This window comes from Georgenia sp. X1117 (genome assembly GCF_057784635.1).
Window position 1 is genome coordinate 3,185,177 of record NZ_CM173492.1, and the last position, 15,537, is coordinate 3,200,713.

The following is a 15,537-nucleotide window of genomic DNA, read 5'->3' on the forward strand; positions in this document are numbered from 1 at the left end:
GCCCTGGCCTCCACCACGGACCGGGGGTCCACATCCTCACCCCCGTCCACCGGGCCGGACGTCGGCGCCCTCCGACGTCCGGCCCGGATCCGTGCGCTCTGGCTCCTCGTGGTGCTCGCCGCCGTCGTCTGCCTGACGGCAGCGTCGGTGGCCTTCGGGTCCCGCGCCGTCACGCTCGACGAGATCGTCTCCGGGCTGACCGGGACGACCGACTCCATCGGTGCCGCCGCCGTCTACACTCGCGTCCCGCGCACGTTCCTCGCGCTGCTCGTCGGCGCCTCGCTGGGGATCGCCGGCGCCGTCATGCAGGGCGTGACCCGCAACCCGCTCGCCGACCCCGGGATCCTCGGTGTCAACATGGGCGCCTCGCTCGCGGTCGTCGTCGGCATGGCCTGGTTCGGCCTGTGGACCCGCACCGGCATGATCTGGACCGCCATCCTCGGTGCCGCCCTCGCGGCGGTCTTCGTCTACGTCGTCGGCTCCCTCGGGCGCGGTGGACCCACCCCGCTCAAGCTCGCCCTGGCCGGCGCCGCCACCTCCGCTGCCCTGGCCTCCTTCATCACCGCCGTGGCGCTGCCGCGCGGCGACATCGCGGGCAGCATCCGCTCCTGGCAGATCGGCGGGGTCGGCGGCGCCACCCACGAGGCCACCGGCCAGGTCCTGCCCTTTCTCTGCGTCGGCCTCGCCGTGTGCCTGCTCTCCGCCCGCAGCCTCAACTCGCTGGCCCTGGGCGACGACGTCGCCGCCGGCCTGGGCGTACGCGTCCTCACCGCCCGCCTGGGGGCCTCGGCGGGCGCGGTCCTGCTGTGCGGCGCGGCCACCGCGGTCGCCGGCCCGATCGGCTTCGTCGGCCTCGTCGTGCCCCACCTGTGCCGCCTCCTCGTCGGCGTCGACCACCGCTGGCTGCTGCCCTTCTCCGCGCTCGTCGGCGCGGGCCTGCTGGTCGGCGCCGACGTCCTGGGCCGCGTCGTCGCCCGTCCCGGCGAGATCGACGTCGGCATCATCACCGCCGTCGTCGGCGCCCCCGTCTTCATCGCCATCGTGCGCCGGCAGAGGATCCGCGAGCTATGACCGCCTCGACCCGCGCCCCGTCGTCGACGACCCGGCCCGATCGGGCCGGCACCGCCACCCCCGCCGACGCCGCCGCACCCTCCGGCGCATCCTCGCCGACCGACGCCGCATCAACGTCCGACGCAGCGACACCTACCTACCCCGCCACCCGCACCGAGCCCGCCGTCGGCGCGTCCCTCACCGCCCTGCGCACCGCGCGCCGACGCCGGGCCCGCCGCCTCGGCGTCGTCGTCGCCGCGCTCGCCCTCGCCGCCGTGGCCCTGTGGTGCGCCTCGGTCATGGGCGGGCGCACCTTCTACGGCCCCGACGTCGTCTGGCGCGTCCTCATGGGGGAGGACGTCGCCGGGGCGAGCTTCACCGTCGGCCGGCTGCGCCTGCCGCGCGCCACGCTCGCCGTCGTCGTCGGCCTGTGCCTCGGCCTGGGCGGCGTCACCTTCCAGACCATGCTGCGCAACCCCCTGGCCAGCCCCGACATCATCGGCATCAGCTCCGGGGCGAGCGCGGCCGCCGCCTTCTCGATCGTCGTGCTCAACCTCGACGGCGGCGAGGTCTCGGCGGTGGCCATCGCCGCCGGCCTCGGCGTCGCCCTGCTCATCTACCTGGTCTCCTACCGCGGGGGAGTGGTCGGTACCCGGCTCGTCCTCATCGGCATCGGGGTGGCCGCGATGCTCGACTCGGTGACCAGCTACGTGCTGGACAACGCTGCCCAGTGGGACCTGCAGGAGGCCATGCGCTGGCTCGTCGGCAGCCTCAACGGCGCCTCCTGGCAGGCCATCGCCCCGGCCGCCCTCGCGCTGCTCGTGCTCGGCCCGCTGCTGCTGGCCGGCTCCCGGGACCTGTCGGCCATGCAGCTCGGCGACGACGCCGCCCGCGCCCTGGGCGTGCGTGTCGAGCGGCGCCGGCTCGTGGTCGTCGTCGCCGCCGTCGGGCTCATCGCCTTCGCCACGGCCGCCGCCGGACCGGTCGCCTTCGTCGCCTTCCTCGCGGGGCCGATCGCCGCCCGCCTCGTCGGCCCCGGCCGTTCCCTGCTGGTCCCGGCGGCCCTGGTCGGCGCGGTGCTCGTGCTCGTGGCCGACCTGGCCGGCCAGTACGCCTTCGGGACCCGGTTCCCCGCGGGCATCATCACCGGCGCCCTGGGCGCCCCCTACCTCGTCTACCTCATCGTCCGCAGCAACCGAGCCGGAGGCTCCCTGTGACCGACCGACAGCTCACCGCCGACCACGTCTGGGTCGGCTACCGGGACCGCCCGGTCATCGAGGACCTCAGCCTGGCCGTGCCCCCGGGGAAGATCACCGCGATCGTCGGCGCCAACGCCTGCGGGAAGTCGACCCTGCTCCGCGCCATGTCGCGCCTGCTCACGCCGTCGCGCGGGACCGTCGTCCTCGACGGTCGGCAGGTGCACCGGATGCCCGCGCGCGAGCTCGCCCGCACCCTCGGCCTGCTCCCGCAGACACCGCTGGCCCCCGAGGGCATCACGGTCGCCGACCTCGTGGGCCGCGGCCGCCACCCCCACCAGGGCGTCCTGTCCCGCTGGAGCGCCGGCGACGACGCCGCCGTCGCCCGGGCGCTCGAGGCGACGTCGACCACCCACCTGGCCGACCGACCCGTCGACGAGCTCTCCGGCGGGCAGCGCCAGCGCGTGTGGATCGCCATGGTGCTCGCCCAGGAGACCGACGTCCTCCTGCTCGACGAGCCCACGACCTTCCTCGACGTCTGCCACCAGATCGAGGTCCTCGACCTGCTCACCGACCTCAACATCGGCCGCGGCACCACCATCGTCATGGTCCTGCACGACCTCAACCTCGCTGCCCGCTATGCCGACCACCTCGTCGCCGTCGCCGACGGCACCGTGCACGCCGCCGGCCGTCCCGAGGAGGTCCTCACCGAGCAGTGCGTCGAGGCGGTCTTCGGCATCGGCTCCACGGTCGTGCCCGACCCGCTGACCGGACGCCCCCTCATGGTGCCGATCGGCCGCCACCACGTCCCCACGAAGGAGCCCGCGTGACCTACCCGCCCTCCCGCGCCTACCGGACCCGCGTGCGCCAGGTCCGCCGTCTGACCCCGCACCTGTCGCGGATCACGCTGACCGACGACGAGCTGCAGCACTTCGGCACCACCTGCCTCGACCAGCGCATCAAGCTCTACCTCGACCGCCCGGACGGGACCCAGCCCGACGTCGGGCTCTTCGACGAGCCCCGCCCCTCGATGACCGAGTGGTACCGGCGCTGGCGCGAGCTGCCCGACGACGAGCGCAACGCCATCCGCACCTACACCGTGCGGGCGGTGCGACCCCGGGAGCGGGAGATCGACGTCGACTTCGTCCTGCACGGCACCGAGGGCCCGGCCTCGGCCTGGGCGATGGACGCGGCGGAGGGCGACGAGCTCGTCGTCATCGGCCCCGACGCCCGCAGCGGGCTGCCCAACGGCGGCGTCGCGTGGGACCCGGGCACCGCGCGCCGCGTCCTGCTCGCGGGGGACGAGACCGCGCTGCCCGCCATCTGCGGGATCGTCGAGTCCCTCGACGAGAGCTACACCGGCAACGCCTTCATCGAGGTCCCCACGGCCGCCGACGTCCTCGACGTCGACGCGCCCGCCGGCGTGACCGTGCACTGGCTCGTGCGGGGCGAGCGCGCGCACGGCGCCGCCCTCGACGACGCCGTGCGCGGCTGGGGAGAGGCCGTCCTGCCGGGGGGCGGAGGCGACGACACGGCCGACGACGCCCCCTCCGCCCCGACGCCGGACCCCGACGCGCTCGTCTGGTCGGTCCCGAGCGAGGTGGACGGCCCGCGCTACGCCTGGTTGGCCGGCGAGGCGGGCGTGGTCACCGGCCTGCGCCGCTACCTGGTGCGGAACAAGGGCGTCGACCGTCGCTCCGTGGCGTTCATGGGCTACTGGCGCCACGGCCGCGCCGAGGGCATCTAGCTCGCCGGCGCCCGCCAGCTCGGGTCGCGCCCGATGAAGCCGATGAGCCGGTCGGCCACGGGCGCGTCGTCGGCGACGGGCACCGCCGGCCCGTACTGGCCGCTCGAGCGCAGCAGGTCCTCCATCGGCGCCATCCCGTCGAGCATCTGCCCGGCGAGCTCGGCGTCGAGGTCCACGTCCTGCCCGGTGGCCCGCGCGAGGTCCCACGTGTGCATGAAGACGTCGCCGGTGTAGAACTGGCTGATCGCCGCCGGGAGGGGCACCTCGCCGAAGTTCGGGTTCGACAGCACGACGCTCGCGTTCGCCTCGTCGTCGAGCAGGTCCTGGACGGCCCGGGCCTGGTGGTGCCACGCGGCGGCCGGGTCCTCGTCGGCGGAGGGCCCCTCGGGCAGGCGGGGTCCGCCCGAGGAGGCCAGGAGGCCGGGCAGCCAGGTGGTCAGGTGGCCCACGACGTCGCGCGCGGCCCACCCCTCGACGGGGCTCGGCGCGTCCCAGCCGCCCGGCGGCACCGCGTCGACGACGGCGCCGAAGCCGGCCGCGACCTCACGGTGGAAGGCGGCGGGCGGGGCGTCGGCCCTCATGCGGCACCCCCGGCGAGCAGCTCGTCGAGCTTCTCGAAGCCCTCGACGACGCCGACCTCCATGCCCGAGGCGATCATCGCGTCGCGGACCTCCATCGAGTTGACGACGGACAGCAGCGTGATCCGGGTGCGGCCGTCGCCGAGGTCCTCGAAGGTGCCGGTCTCCAGGGACACGCCGTCCGGGAAGCCCTCGTAGGTGAAGGTCTGGACGATCCGCTCGTCCGGCCGGACCTCGTGGAAGGAGCCGTAGAAGCGGTACTGCGTCTCGCCGTCGCCGTCGCCGTCACGCTCGAGGTTGCGGTAGCGGTAGGAGCCGCCCGTGGTGCAGTCCCACTCCTCGACGACGGTGCTCAGGGAGCGCGGACCGATCCAGCGGGCGAAGAGGTCCTTGTCCGTGTAGGCGCGGAAGACGCGCGAGACGGGGAAGTCGAGCTCGCGGACGATCTCGATGGTGGGGAGGTCGGGGTTCGCGGTGATGGTGGTCTCGGGATGCTGGACCTGGGTCGTCATGATGCCTGCTCCTTGGTTCTCGGTGCTGCACGGGTGCCTGACGTGGTGCCGCTCCCGTCGTCGATCGCGTCCTCACCCATGTCGGCGAGCACCTCCTCGAGCCGGCGGAACCGGTCCTCGGCCCGGCGCCGGTACCGCTCGATCCACTTCGTCATGAGGTCGAACACCTCTGCCTCGAGATGGACCGGTCGGCGCTGGGCCTCCCGGGTGCGGCTGACGAGACCGGAGGCCTCGAGCACCTTGAGGTGCTTCGAGACGGCCTGGACGGAGACGTCGTACGACGCCGCCAGCTCGGTGAGCGTGGCGTCGCCGTCCGAGAGCCGCGCGACGATGTCCCGCCGCGTCGGGTCGGCCAGCGCCGCGAACACCTCGTCGAGCCGGTCGTCCGCCATGCCTCCTCCTTCGTCAACCAATCGGTTGAGCACGAAGGTAGGGGGTGCGCGAGGTTGATGTCAACCGGCTGGTTGAGTAGGGGGCGAAGGGGTGTGCGCTGCTCCGCGCCGAGGTGGACCCGTCTCGTCCCAGGTAGGCGCCGCCGAGGTCCGTCTCGACCGGCAGTGGTCCACCTCGGCGAGGGAGGGGAGTGCCTGCGGCTCAGGCGGCGGTGTCGTCGGCGGTGACCGCGCGCAGATGGGGCCCCTCGGCGTCGGTCGCGGCGCGGGCATCGCTGCGTCGACGCGCGCGGCGGTGCAGCACGAGGGTGGCGACCGTGACCACGAGAACCGCGGCGATGACGGCCAGCCCCAGCGGGGAGCCGGCGGCCGCGGAGATGATCGCGCCCCAGACGGCGAAACCGATCGTGGAGTAGATCGCCGCCCAGGCGAGCGCGCCGGGGATCTGGGCGAGGGTGTACATCCACCAGCGGATGCGCAGGATGCCCGCGCCCGCCTGGATCATCGACTGGAAACCGACCGTGAGGTAGCCGACCGGCACCGCGACCAGCCCCCACCGGCGCAGCGCGTCGATGCCGCGCTGCGGCCCCTCGCCGGAGAGCCAGTCATGGGCCCGGCGCCGCCAGCCCTCGGTGGGGTGCGTGCGCTGCAGGGTCTGCTCGGTGGCCCAGCGGCCGAGCCAGTAGATCATCTGCCCGCGACACATCGCCCCCACGAAGAGGACGGCGTAGACGACCCAGAAGGGCCATCCGGACAGGAAGTCGGGCACCCGCCCATTGTCTCGCGTCCCGGCATGGGTGTCGCCCCCGCGGGCCGGGAGGTTAGGTGGCGGGCGTCTCGTGGCCGGTCGGGGCGGAGACGGCGACGTCGTCGTCGTGCTCGGGGTGCGGGTCGCGCGGACCGGCCCGACGTCGTCGACGGACCTCGAGCACGGGACGCGCCACCGAGGCGAGCGCGTAGACGGCGACGGCGAGGACGACGATCGTCGCGCCGGGTGACCACGGTTGGACGTACGTGATGACGAGGCCGGCGACGGTGACCAGCAGCCCGACGACCATCGCGAGGCGCATGGTGCTCCGGAAGGAGGTCGTCAGCTGCTGCGCCGCCGCGACCGGGACGATCATCAGCGCCGAGACCAGCAGCACGCCGACGACCCGCATCGAGATCGACACCGTCAGCGCCGCCATGACGGACACGGTCGCCGAGAGCAGCCAGGTCGGCAGCCCCGAGCTGCGGGCCAGCTCCTCGTCGTGGCACATGGCGAACAGGGCCGGCCGCAGCCCCACCCCGACCCCGACGACGACGGCCGCGAGCCCGAGCGCGAGCCACATGTCCAGCGAGGAGACGGTGGCGATCGAGCCGAAGAGGTAGCCGGTGAGCGTCGAGCTCGACCCGCCGGAGATGGTGATGATGAGGACGCCGCCGGCGATGCCGCTGTAGAAGAGCATGGCCAGGGCGACGTCGCCGGAGGTGCGCCCCCGGGCCCGCACGAGCTCGATGAGCAGGGCGCCGACCACCGAGGCCACGATCGCCCCGGGCACGGCCAGGCGGTCCACCGGCATGACGCCGAGCGCGGAGCCCACGAGCCAGCCCAGCGCCACGCCGGTCAGCGCGACGTGACCGATGCCGTCACCCAGCAGGGCGAGGCGGCGCTGCACGAGGTAGGTGCCCATCACCGGCGCGGCGGCCCCGACGAGCACCGCCACGATCAGCGCGCGCCGCATGAGCGGGCTGGACAACATGGTCTGGATGGTCTCGACGATCTCCATCAGCGCGGGCCTCCCGCCACGGGCAGGTGGGCGGCGGCGTCGACGGGCCCGTACTCCGGCTCCTCGTCGGCGTGCTCGTGGTCGTGGTGGTGCCCGGGGTCGTCGTGGCCGGGGGCCGGCCGGGGCGGGGCGCCGTCGTGCACGACCGCGCCGTGCCGCAGGACGACGGCCCGGTCCAGGAGCGGTCCGAGCGGCCCGGGCTCGTGCAGGACGACGACGACGGCGCCGCCGCTCGCCGTGAAGTCGGCCAGCAGGTCGGTGGTCGCCCGCTGGGAGGCGGAGTCCATGGCGGACAGCGGCTCGTCGAGGACGAGGAGGTCGGGGTCGCGCACGAGGGCGCGCGCCACGAGCACGCGCTGCTGCTGGCCCCCGGACAGCACGTGCACCGGGTCGCCCGCCCGGTCGGCCAGGCCCACGCGCTCGAGGGCCTCGCGCACGCGACCGTCCACCCCGCGGCGGGGGCGCCACCGCCAGCCGGCCAGGTCGCCGGCCGCGACGACCTCGTGGGCGGTGGCCGGGACGCCGGAGGTGGCCGAGGAGCGCTGGGGGACGTAGCCGAGCCGCCGCCAGGGCACCGAGCGGCGGGCCGCGGAGGTGTCGGTCCCGTACAGGCGCACCGTGCCCGAGGTGGGGCGTCGCACGCCGACGATCGCGCGCACGAGGGTGGACTTGCCCGAGCCGTTGGGCCCCATGAGGGCGACGCACTCGCCGGGGTCCACGCCCATCGACACCCCGCGCAGGATCGCCTGGCCGTCGATGCTGACCCCGACGTCCTCCACGCTCAGCGGGCGTTGCTCGCGCTCAGCCACACTGCTGCCCGGCGGCGAGAGCGTCGATGTTGGCCTGCATGGCGTCACGGTAGTCCCCGTCGGCCGGCTCGATCTCGAGGGGGTCGAGGACCGCGACGTCCGTGCCGGTCTGCTCGGCGACGGCGCGCACGGCGTCGTCGGGGGCGTTGGCGTCCCGGTAGATCGTGCCGACCCCGGTCCCGGAGACCAGCTCGGTCAGCTCGGCGATCCGCGCAGGGCTGACCTCGGTGCCGCCGTCCAGGCCGGCCAGCCCGGTCTCGTCGAAGCCGTGCGGGGCGAGCAGGTAGCCGTAGGCCTCGTGCCCGACGACGACGGTGGTCTGTGCGCACGAGCCCAGCTGTTCGGTGATGCTCGAGCCGAGCTGCTCGAGGTCCGCCACGACGGCGGCGAGGTTGGCCTCGTAGGTCGCGACGCCGTCGGGGTCCACCTCGCCGAGCTCGTCGGCGATCGTGCCGGCGAGGGCGACCATCCGGTCCGGGTCGAGCCAGACGTGCGGGTCGAGCGGGCCGTGGTCGTGGCCCGCGTGGTCGTCGGCGCCGCCGTCCTCGTGCGCGTGGTCCTCGTCGTGCGCGTGGTCGTCGTCGTGGTCCTCGGACCCGGACTCGTGGTCGTGACCCTCGTGGCCCTCCTCGTCGCCCTCGTCGTGCTCGTGGGCGTCCCCGGAGCCGGACTCGGCGAGGAGCTCCTCGGGGGCCAGGGGCTCGGTCGGCACGGCGGCGTCGAGCACCCGCGCGTCGGCGAGCTGGTCGACGGCGTCGTCCATCGCCGCCTGGTACTGCGGCAGGTGGACGAGCAGGTCGGCCGACTCGAGCTCGACGACCTGCGCGGGTGCGAGCTCGAGCGAGTGCGCGTCGGCGCCGGGCGGCGTCACGTTCGTCACCGTCACCCGGTCGCCGCCGATCTGCTCGGTGAGCCACTCGAAGGCGTAGACGGCGGTGCCGACCTGGACCTCGCCGCCGTCGTCCTCGGTCGAGGAGCAGCCCGCGAGCACGAGCGCGGCGGCCGCGGGCAGCGCGAGGTGGCGCAGGCGGAATGACATGAGAGCGATTCTCAGGACTCGTGAGAAGGATTGTCAAAGTCGATCGGCGCGGCGACGACGTGACCTTCCTCGCGCCGGGCGGGCCCGGCGGGTGGCGAGAGGGCGGGCCCGGCGGGCGGCGGGGGCCGCCGGACGGGGGAGCGCTGCCCGTGTCCCGTACCCGCCCACCTGCGCCAGGACGGCGGCGACAGGACTACCGTGGTCGCGGCCCCCGCCCCGCACCAGCCCGCACGTCCCTGAGGAGAAGGTGAGCATGCCCTCGCGCGCGCTCGGCAGCCGGTACACGCTCGATCGCGAGATCGGGCGCGGCGCGGTCGGTTCGGTCTGGCGCGGTCACCGCAACGACGACGGCACGGTCGTGGCGATCAAGCGGCTGCGCGCCGAGGTGGCCGAGGACATGGAGATCGTCCGCCGCTTCGTCCAGGAGCGGGCGCTGCTCACCGACGTCGTCCACCCCAACGTCGTGCGGGTGCTCGACCTCGTCGTCGAGGGCAGCACGCTGGCCATCGTCATGGAGCTCGTCGACGGCGGCGACCTGCGCCAGGAGATCGACCGGCGCGGCACCCTGACCCCGGCCGAGACCGCCTCGCTGGGCGCCGGCGTGGCCCGCGGGCTCGCGGCGATCCACGACGGCGGGGTGGTGCACCGCGACGTCAAGCCCGCCAACATCCTCCTCGAGCGCGTCGAGGGGCGCCTGGTCCCCAAGGTCACCGACTTCGGCGTCGCCCGCGTGACGCACGGGGAGATCACCGAGACCACGAGCGCGACCATGATCGTGGGCACGCCGCTGTACATGGCCCCCGAGGTCATCGAGGAGCGCCTGCCCACCGCCGCCAGCGACATCTACTCCTTCGGCATCCTGCTCTACCGCATGCTCACCGGCGTCACCCCCTTCTCCGGGGACGGCGGGACCTATGGGGTCATGCGCCGTCAGACCGAGCTCATGCCCGGTCGCCCCGAGGGCCTGCCCGACGCGCTGTGGGAGATCATCGAGCGCGCCGTCGACAAGGACCCTGCAGCGCGACCGGAGGCGGACGCGCTGGCCGACGAGCTCGAGGGCCTCGCCGAGTCGCTGGCCGGCCTCCCCGCCCGCACGCGCCTCGTCCACCCGCCCGCCGGCCGACCCGTCGGCGCGGCGCGGGCGGAGACCGGCGGCGGGATCACCGAGGGCACCGTCGTCCGGGACCGCACGGGCCTCGAGCGGTGGCGCGCCGCGGGTGGCCCGGGCGGGGAGAGCCGGACCCCCGAGCAGGGCGCGACCGTTCTCGGGACGACGCGCCACGCCGGGACCGTCGACGCCGGTGCTGCCGGCTCTCCGGTCGACGGCGCCGACCGATCGGTGCGGGCCCGCGCCGTCGTCGTGGGCGACCGTCCGGCGGGTGCGGGGCTCCGCCGCTGGGTGGCGCTGGCCGCCGCGCTCGTCGTCGTGCTCCTCGTCGCCGGGTCCCTGACCTGGTGGCTGACCCGGGACACGCTGCCCGAGGACACGACGATGCCCAACCTGTGGGGCATGTCGGTCGAGGAGGCCGAGGAGGAGCTGGGGCCGGCGGTGGAGATCGAGACCGTCGACGCCCTGGCCGACACCGTCGAGCCCGGCCGGATCATCCGCCAGGATCCCCCCGTGGACGAGGAGCACGACGGCACCGTCGAGGTGGGGGTCTCCGTGCCCACCGAGAACCGTCGGCTCCACGAGCTCGAGCCGATCACCGGCGACGGCCTGGACGAGCCCGCCTTCGAGGCGCGCGAGATCGGGGAGAACGCCTTCCTCGACGTGGCCGTATCGGAGCCGGGCGTCGCCTCGGGCACCTGGGCCTGGGAGGTGCCCGCCGGCTCGGAGATGCTCCGCGGCACGGTCGGGCGCTGGGTGGGCGAGGCCGGCGGCGGGGAGCGCGAGGAGGCCGACGACTCCCGGGTGGTCGCCGTCGAGATCCTCGGTGACGGCGAACGCCTGTGGAACGGGCAGGTCACACTCGACGAGCCGCGGGACTTCACCCTCGACGTCGAGGGGGTCGAGGAGCTCGAGGTCCAGTTCTCCGTCACCACCGGCGGGGACGAGGCGACGGCGGCGCTCGGGCTGGCCAACACCCGCGTGCTGGCGCCGGCCGGCGCGCTTCCCGAGCAGGGGGACGGCGGCTGACGCGTTCGCATCGGTACCCTTGCGCCAGCCAGTCCCCACCGTCCACCACCCACCCACCATCGCGAGACTCGAGGTTCCATGTCGTCACGGCCGCTCGGCAGCCGCTACACGCTCGACCGTCAGGTCGGCAAGGGGGCGATGGGCTCCGTCTGGGCGGGCCATCGCAACGACGACGGCCAGGAGGTCGCGGTCAAGCTGCTGCGCTCGGAGTACGCCGAGGACCCCGAGATCGTCCAGCGCTTCGTCCAGGAGCGGTCCTTCCTCACCCGGGTGCTGCACGAGAACGTGGTGCAGGTCCACGACCTCGTCGTCGAGGGCAGCACGCTGGCCATCGTCATGGAGTTCGTGCCCGGCGGGGACCTGCGCGGCTTGCTTGACGAGCGTGGCACCCTGCCGCCCGGCGAGGCCGCCTGGTACGGCCGGCAGATCGCCCGGGGGCTCGGCGCGATCCACGAGCGCGGCGTCATCCACCGTGACGTCAAGCCGGCCAACGTGCTGCTGTCCCTGCCGAGCGAGACGGGCACGATGCTGCCCAAGGTCTCCGACTTCGGGGTCGCCCGGGTGACCCAGGCGCTGCACTCGACGACCTCGACGGCGATGCTCGGCACCCCGCTGTACATGGCGCCCGAGGTCATCGAGGAGGAGCCCCCGGCCCCGGCCACCGACGTCTACGCGCTCGGCGTCATGCTCTACGAGATGGTCGCGGGGGTGACGCCCTTCGCGGGCCCCGGCGGCACCTACGGCGTGCTGCGCCGGCACTCGGAGAACCTGCCCGGCCGCCCCGAGGGGTTCCCCGACCAGATGTGGGGCGCGGTGCTGCGGATGGTCGCCAAGGACGCCGCCGAGCGCCCGACGGCGGCCGAGGTCGCCGAGGAGCTCGGCCACCTCGCCGAGGAGCTGCGGGGCCTGCCCGCGCTGACGGCGATCGACACCCCACCGCCCGGGGGACCGGCGCCGCGGCGGCCGGAGGGGGAGGACGGGACCGTCGACCTCTCGCGGCGCAGCGCGGCCGTGGCCACCGGTGGGGACGCCACCCAGCAGGTCGACCCCGAGGCCTTCGAGCAGGCGCCCGCCCGGACGAGGCTCGCCGGTCCGGGCGAAGCGCCTGGTGCGGTTGGGATGTCCGGCGTGGGCGGAGCGCCCGATGCGGGTGGTGCGCCCGGCATCGGCGGCGGCGTGCCGACGGGTGGAGCGCCCGCCGGACCCGGTTGGGCCGGTCCGGCCGGCGGATCGCCGGGTGGCGGTGCGCCGGGTGGCGGTGGTTCCGGCGCCGGTGGCCACGGCGTCGGCGGTCCTGGAGGCGGACCGGCAGGGCCGGGCGCCTACGGGAACGGCGCCTACGGCGGCGGCTACGGCCCGGGAGCGGACGCGTCGGCACCCTCCCGCGGCAACGGCAACCGCGGGGGAGCGGGCGCACGTCGTCGGCTGCCGCTGCTGCTCGGCGGCCTCGGCGCCGTCGTGGTGCTCGTGCTGCTCGTCTGGCTGTTCTTCCTGCGCGGCAGCGAGACCCCGGACCTGAGCGGGCAGAGCCTCGAGCAGGCCCAGGAGACCCTCGGCGACGGCACCGAGCTGGTGACCACCGAGGTCCTGTCCGACGGCGAACCCACCGGCACGATCGTGGGCCAGGAGCCCGCGGCGGGCGAGGACCATGACGGCTCGGTCGCCGTCGAGGTCACCGTGCCCAGCGCGACGTTCTACCTCACCGATCTGGATCGGCTCTCGGGCAGCGAGTACGGCTACGCCTCGGGCGAGGCCGTGCAGATCGCCGGCACGTCCTACCCGTACGGCCTGGCCTCCTCGTCCTCGCAGGCCGACGGGGCGTACGGGTGGCAGCTCGACGGCGGCTTCCGCACCTTCCGGGCGACGATCGGCCGGCTGCCCGCCGGCGACAACCTCCTCGAGGAGGACGTCGCCGGCTACGAGTCCCGCATCGTGCGGGTCCAGGTGCGCGGCGACGGCTCGATCCTGTGGAGCGGCGAGGTCTCGCTCACCGAGCCCGCCGAGATCGACCTCGACGTCTCCGGGGTCGAGGAGCTGGCGATCTCCTTCACGGCCGTGGACGGCGAGGCGGCGGGGTTCGCCGTCGGTGACGGGCGCGTCCTCGCCGATCCCGCCGAGGTGCCCCCGATCTACCAGGACCAGTAGCGCGCCACGCCGGCGGGCGGGGCCGACCCGCGGTCGGGCGCCCTGCGCCCGCCCCGTGGCGTCTACGGTGGAGCCCGTCCGCGCCACCCGGGTGCGGCTCGACCGCCGCGCACCGCGCGGCAGAAGCATGGAGACCACATGGCCGCCACCGCACTCGACAGCGTCATCGCCCTCGCCAAGCGCCGGGGCTTCGTGTTCCAGTCCGGCGAGATCTACGGCGGTACCCGCTCCGCCTGGGACTACGGACCCCTCGGCGTCGAGCTGAAGGAGAACATCAAGCGCCAGTGGTGGCGGCACATGGTCACCTCGCGCGACGACGTCGTCGGCCTGGACTCCTCGATCATCCTGCCGAGCCGGGTATGGGTGGCGTCGGGGCACGTCGGTGCGTTCACCGACCCGCTGACCGAGTGCCTCGAGTGCCACAAGCGCTTCCGGGTGGACCAGATGCAGGAGGAGTACGCCGAGCGCAAGGGGATCGAGAACCCCGACGACGTGGCCATCACCGACCTGCCCTGCCCGAACTGCGGCACCCGCGGGCGCTGGACCGAGCCGCGGGAGTTCAACATGATGCTCCGCACGCACCTGGGCCCGGTCGAGGACGAGTCCGGCATGCACTACCTGCGCCCCGAGACCGCGCAGGGCATCTTCGTCAACTTCGCCAACGTCATGACCTCGGCCCGGAAGAAGCCGCCGTTCGGCATCGGCCAGATCGGCAAGTCCTTCCGCAACGAGATCACCCCGGGCAACTTCATCTTCCGCACGCGTGAGTTCGAGCAGATGGAGATGGAGTTCTTCGTCGAGCCGGGCACCGACGAGCAGTGGCACGAGTACTGGATCAACCACCGCACCGACTGGTACACGGATCTGGGCATCGACCGGGAGAACCTGCGGCACTACGAGCACCCGACCGAGAAGCTCTCGCACTACTCGAAGCGCACCGTCGACATCGAGTACCGGTTCGGCTTCACCGGCGGGGAGTGGGGCGAGCTCGAGGGCATCGCCAACCGCACCGACTTCGACCTGTCGACCCACTCCGAGCACTCCGGCAAGGACCTGTCCTACTTCGACCAGACCAAGGACGAGCGCTGGACGCCCTACGTCATCGAGCCCGCGGCCGGTCTGACGCGCTCGCTCATGGCCTTCCTCGTCGAGGCCTACACCGAGGACGAGGCGCCCAACGCGAAGGGCGGCGTGGACAAGCGCACCGTGCTGCGCCTGGACCACCGCCTCGCCCCGGTCAAGGCGGCCGTGCTGCCCCTGTCGCGCAACGCCGACCTCTCGCCGGTGGCCCGTGACCTGGCCGCCGAGCTGCGGAAGAGCTGGAACGTCGACTTCGACGACGCCGGGGCCGTCGGGCGCCGGTACCGCCGCCAGGACGAGATCGGCACGCCGTACTGCCTGACCGTCGACTTCGACTCGCTCGAGGACCGGGCGGTGACCGTGCGCGACCGCGACACGATGACCCAGGAGCGCGTGGCCCTCGACCAGGTCGCCGGCTACCTCGCCCAGCGGCTCGTCGGGGCCTGACCCCGGGGCACCGACACCATCGGCTGCCCCGGGACACCTCCCGAGGCGCCCTGAGATCGCCCACCGCGCGTCCCGATCCCCTGGGGTCGGGACGCGCGGCCGTTCAGGCCAGTTCCCGCTCGAGGTGGACGAGCGCGGTGACGGCGCCCGACGGCGTCCGCCCCTCGGCGCGGGCGACCTCCGTGAAGCCGGCGCGCCCGAGCGTGGTCAGCGAGGGCGCGTTGGCGGTGACCGTGCGCGCCGTCAGCGTGCGCAGCCCGCTGCCCGCCGCCAGCCGGGCCGCCAGCTCCAGGGCGCCGCCCGCGTGGCCGGCGCCCCGGGCGGCCGGCAGCAGCCAGAAGCCCACCTCCGCCGAGGTCGCCCCGACGTCGAACAGGACGAGGCTGCCGAGGAGGTCGTCGCCCGCGTCGACGATCGCCAGGAGCGCGAGGTCCCCGCGGGCCAGGCCCGCCGGGACGACCTCGCGCGCGATCTCCTCGACCCGGGCGGTCGTGTAGTGCGGCTCGGGGAGGTGGGCGTGCTCGCGCACGAGCGGGTCGCGGGTGCCGGCCGCGTAGGCCGCGGCGTCGTGGGTGCGCAGCGGGCGCAGGGCGCGCACGCCGTCGTCGAGGGGGAGGAGCGCGGCGTCGATCATCC

Annotated in this window: 15 protein-coding genes; 7 read left to right on the top strand and 8 right to left on the bottom strand. The window is 74.4% G+C overall.

All coding sequences use genetic code 11. The annotated features are described in order from the left end of the window. Positions 1–3 precede the first annotated feature (3 nt). From AC3D3D_RS14680 to AC3D3D_RS14695, 4 genes are read left to right on the top strand one after another with little or no spacing between them, the layout of a single operon-like run. On the top strand, positions 4–1,071 hold the full coding sequence (locus AC3D3D_RS14680) for a FecCD family ABC transporter permease (protein WP_463662509.1): 1,068 nt from the start codon (positions 4–6) through the stop codon (positions 1,069–1,071). Beyond that, positions 1,068–2,267 carry a FecCD family ABC transporter permease gene (locus AC3D3D_RS14685; protein WP_463662449.1) on the top strand — a complete coding sequence of 400 codons (1,200 nt, stop codon included), beginning with the start codon at positions 1,068–1,070 and terminating at the stop codon, positions 2,265–2,267. Before AC3D3D_RS14680 ends, AC3D3D_RS14685 begins: the two co-directional genes overlap by 4 nt. Further along, on the top strand, positions 2,264–3,076 hold the full coding sequence (locus tag AC3D3D_RS14690; RefSeq protein WP_463662448.1) for an ABC transporter ATP-binding protein: 813 nt from the start codon (positions 2,264–2,266) through the stop codon (positions 3,074–3,076). The genes AC3D3D_RS14685 and AC3D3D_RS14690 overlap by 4 nt, the downstream gene beginning before the upstream one ends. Then, a complete protein-coding gene (locus AC3D3D_RS14695) occupies positions 3,073–3,993 on the top strand; it encodes a siderophore-interacting protein (protein ID WP_463662447.1) in 921 nt (306 codons plus the stop codon). Before AC3D3D_RS14690 ends, AC3D3D_RS14695 begins: the two co-directional genes overlap by 4 nt. Here AC3D3D_RS14695 and AC3D3D_RS14700 read toward each other — a convergent pair. The 7 genes from AC3D3D_RS14700 to AC3D3D_RS14730 form a co-directional block, all read right to left on the bottom strand. Further along, on the bottom strand, positions 3,990–4,574 hold the full coding sequence (locus AC3D3D_RS14700) for a TIGR03086 family metal-binding protein (protein ID WP_463662446.1): 585 nt from the start codon (positions 4,572–4,574) through the stop codon (positions 3,990–3,992). The genes AC3D3D_RS14695 and AC3D3D_RS14700 overlap by 4 nt on opposite strands. After that, positions 4,571–5,083: an SRPBCC family protein gene (locus AC3D3D_RS14705; RefSeq protein ID WP_463662445.1), complete on the bottom strand. Its 513-nt coding sequence runs from the start codon at positions 5,081–5,083 to the stop codon at positions 4,571–4,573. Before AC3D3D_RS14705 ends, AC3D3D_RS14700 begins: the two co-directional genes overlap by 4 nt. Further along, on the bottom strand, positions 5,080–5,475 hold the full coding sequence (locus AC3D3D_RS14710; RefSeq protein ID WP_463662444.1) for an ArsR/SmtB family transcription factor: 396 nt from the start codon (positions 5,473–5,475) through the stop codon (positions 5,080–5,082). Before AC3D3D_RS14710 ends, AC3D3D_RS14705 begins: the two co-directional genes overlap by 4 nt. A 202-nt stretch (positions 5,476–5,677) precedes the next feature. Beyond that, entirely contained in the window at positions 5,678–6,244 is a 567-nt protein-coding gene (locus AC3D3D_RS14715; RefSeq protein WP_463662443.1) for a DedA family protein, read from the bottom strand. Between the two features lie 52 nt (positions 6,245–6,296). After that, positions 6,297–7,244 (bottom strand): metal ABC transporter permease, encoded by a 948-nt coding sequence (locus AC3D3D_RS14720; protein ID WP_463662442.1) that lies wholly within the window; start codon positions 7,242–7,244, stop codon positions 6,297–6,299. Next, a complete protein-coding gene (locus tag AC3D3D_RS14725; RefSeq protein WP_463662441.1) occupies positions 7,244–8,053 on the bottom strand; it encodes a metal ABC transporter ATP-binding protein in 810 nt (269 codons plus the stop codon). Before AC3D3D_RS14725 ends, AC3D3D_RS14720 begins: the two co-directional genes overlap by 1 nt. Continuing rightward, positions 8,046–9,092: a metal ABC transporter substrate-binding protein gene (locus AC3D3D_RS14730; RefSeq protein ID WP_463662440.1), complete on the bottom strand. Its 1,047-nt coding sequence runs from the start codon at positions 9,090–9,092 to the stop codon at positions 8,046–8,048. The genes AC3D3D_RS14725 and AC3D3D_RS14730 overlap by 8 nt, the downstream gene beginning before the upstream one ends. Positions 9,093–9,345: 253 nt before the next feature. Between AC3D3D_RS14730 and AC3D3D_RS14735 the strand changes: the two genes are divergently transcribed. The 3 genes from AC3D3D_RS14735 (at position 9,346) to AC3D3D_RS14745 (ending at position 14,901) form a co-directional block, all read left to right on the top strand. After that, positions 9,346–11,229, top strand: a complete 1,884-nt coding sequence (locus AC3D3D_RS14735; protein WP_463662439.1) for a serine/threonine-protein kinase — start codon at positions 9,346–9,348, stop codon at positions 11,227–11,229. Positions 11,230–11,307: 78 nt separating this feature from the next. Further along, entirely contained in the window at positions 11,308–13,374 is a 2,067-nt protein-coding gene (locus tag AC3D3D_RS14740; RefSeq protein WP_463662438.1) for a serine/threonine-protein kinase, read from the top strand. Between the two features lie 138 nt (positions 13,375–13,512). Next, positions 13,513–14,901 (top strand): glycine--tRNA ligase, encoded by a 1,389-nt coding sequence (locus tag AC3D3D_RS14745; RefSeq protein ID WP_463662437.1) that lies wholly within the window; start codon positions 13,513–13,515, stop codon positions 14,899–14,901. Positions 14,902–15,004: 103 nt separating this feature from the next. Here the strand turns inward: AC3D3D_RS14745 and AC3D3D_RS14750 are convergent, their stop codons facing one another. Then, complete coding sequence (locus AC3D3D_RS14750) at positions 15,005–15,535, bottom strand: GNAT family N-acetyltransferase (RefSeq protein WP_463662436.1); 531 nt, start codon at positions 15,533–15,535, stop codon at positions 15,005–15,007. Positions 15,536–15,537 lie beyond the last annotated feature (2 nt).